Here is a 2,301-nt window from a genome sequence, read left to right as displayed (position 1 = left end):
TAGGCCACCTGCAGGTGGCCCGCGACCTCACGGCATGCGGCGGGCCTTACCTCTTTCGTTTCAAGACATCCTGCAGCATGGAGCGGTCCAGCGTCAGGTCGGCGACCAGCCGCTTCAGCTTGCTGTTCTCGTCTTCCAGTTGCTTGAGCCGCCGGATCTCCGACACGCCCATGCCGACGCACTACTTCTTCCAGCGGGAAAAGGCCGACTCCGAGACCCCCATCTTCCGGCAGACCTCGTCCGCTGATGCACCGTTCTCCGCCTGCCGAAGAGCGAAGGCGATCTGTTCGTTCGTGAAGCGTTTGCGAGGCATGGCATCCACCCTCCTGCAGGGGGCAGGATGCCCGAAAAACTTGCGCTCAGCGTGGACCAGTGTGGCGGATCGGGGTCACTCGCCGAGTTGCCCCCGCGCGGCATCGGGCTCTTGGTCATTGATGAGCGAGCCGGCCTTGCGTGGAGACGCTCGCATTTCAGCCGGACCTTCCGCGAGCTCGCACGTGCCTCCGGCTGGCCGGACGGCATCTGGAACATGGACAGCAGGGCAGGAGTGGCCAGCGAGGCGTTCGAGGCGGGCGGCGCCGGCCGACGTGATGCAATCGGCCACGCACACGCAGATGTCAACGACGATGCTCTATAACTGCGAATCGGTGGTTCAGTCTGGCTAGCGTGGCCGAGCTACGAACGGCGCGGCGAAAGGAGAAACCTGGAGGCTGAAAACAGGACAAGAACAGCGTATGAAGCGCGTGCGATGACACGCCCCTAACGAACATCAGACAAGTTCTTGAAAAAAATTTTGGCTCCCCGAGCAGGACTCGAACCTGCGACAAAGCGATTAACAGTCGCTTGCTCTACCAACTGAGCTATCGGGGATCACCCGGCCGCCTCGGCGGCGCTGAGGGGTCATTAGCCTTCGTCGATTGCCGGCGCAAGGGTTCTTTCGGCGCTTTTTTCGCCTTCAGGCCGTTTGAGGCGATTTTTCCACCGCGCTGCCCTGCGACCGCCCTGCGGCGGAATCCTTTATGTCGAATGCGCGACAAGGCCGTTGCCGAGCGGGCTGCGCCTCTGCTAGAGACGCCTCGCTCCGGAGCGGCCGCACGGCCCGGAGCGCCGCGGGTCACCGCGGTGAGGCCTCGTGGCGGAGTGGTTACGCAGAGGACTGCAAATCCTTGCACCCCGGTTCGATTCCGGGCGAGGCCTCCACAACTTCCCAACCCCCAGCACAGGCATCGACGCTCCCGGCCCGCTGAGACAGCGCCGGGGTCGCGCGCAAGCCTTGCAATTCCAGAAACGATCCACGACAACCCGACCCGCTCGGGACCGCTCCGCTCGATCGGCGGTCGCGACGACGAGTTTGGCGCGGCGGCGAGGGATGGGACAGCTCATGATCGATTATGCTCAGGCGCGGCGCCTCATGGTCGATTGCCAGCTCCGCACCTTCGACGTGAACGACAACGCTGTGCTCGACGCCTTCGACTCAGTCGCCCGCGAACGCTTCGTTCCGCCGGGACGCGAGGACTTCGCCTATATCGATCAGACACTGACCTTCGCGCCGGATGGGGGCGATGTCCGGGTCATGCCCGCGCCGATGGTGCTGGCTCGGATGATTCAGGCCCTGAAGATCCGCCCCGGCACCCGCGCCCTCGATGTCGCCACCGGCTTCGGCTACGGCGCGGCCATCCTCCGGCGCCTCGGCGCCGAGGTCGTCGCCCTGGAATCCTCCGCAAACCTCGCCGCGACGGCCCGCGAGCGTCTCGGCGAGACCGCCGAGGTCGTCCAGGGCACGCTGACCGCGCCGGCAAAGGGCGCCCCCTTCGACGCCATCCTTGTCGAAGGCCGGGTCGAGACCCGTCCGCAGGCCCTGCTCGACCAACTGCGCGATGAAGGCCGCCTTGTCTGCGTCCTCGGCCCGGATCGCACCGCCAAGGCGACTCTGTTCGTTCGGGCGGGCGATGCGTTCGGATCGCGCTCCCTGTTCGACGCCTCACTGCCCGCACTCAAGGCTTTCACAACCGATCCCGGCTTCGCTTTCTGAGACCGCTTCGGCGCCTCCCGGGCAACAGGCCGCCGCGCGGCTCGCTCGAAGCCGCGCCTCCCACCTTGCAGTAAATCCACCCGTACCCGAGAGATTCGGGGCCTATCGGCATGATCCTGTCTCCGGCTGATCAGACCGGAGGCAGGATCGGGGAGCCCGCGCGGCGTCTGAGCGAAGCCCACATCCGCCATCCCGAAGGGATCGACCGGCTTTGGGATGAGGCGATCAGAACGCCGGTAGCCGCATGCGGACATTTTCCAGGAAACGTG

At 65.6% G+C, this 2,301-nt stretch carries 1 protein-coding gene, 2 tRNA genes and 1 pseudogene; 2 read left to right on the top strand and 2 right to left on the bottom strand.

Features of this window, described 5'->3' with window-relative positions; all coding sequences use genetic code 11:
* Both MZTS_RS23555 and MZTS_RS23550 read right to left on the bottom strand, forming a co-directional pair.
* Positions 1–313, bottom strand: a pseudogene (locus tag MZTS_RS23555) (transposase); the annotation flags it as partial.
* 481 nt (positions 314–794) lie between these two features.
* Positions 795–870 (bottom strand) — tRNA-Asn (locus MZTS_RS23550).
* 256 nt (positions 871–1,126) lie between these two features.
* Between MZTS_RS23550 and MZTS_RS23545 the strand changes: the two genes are divergently transcribed.
* Both MZTS_RS23545 and MZTS_RS23540 read left to right on the top strand, forming a co-directional pair.
* A tRNA-Cys gene (locus tag MZTS_RS23545) sits at positions 1,127–1,200 on the top strand.
* Positions 1,201–1,381: 181 nt separating this feature from the next.
* Complete coding sequence (locus MZTS_RS23540) at positions 1,382–2,032, top strand: protein-L-isoaspartate O-methyltransferase family protein (RefSeq protein WP_192285680.1); 651 nt, start codon at positions 1,382–1,384, stop codon at positions 2,030–2,032.
* Positions 2,033–2,301: the final 269 nt, after the last annotated feature.

Origin of the sequence: Methylorubrum zatmanii, from assembly GCF_014845115.1 — a bacterium.
Lineage (GTDB): Bacteria > Pseudomonadota > Alphaproteobacteria > Rhizobiales > Beijerinckiaceae > Methylobacterium > Methylobacterium zatmanii.
This window is presented reverse-complemented; position numbering and strand designations above follow the sequence as displayed.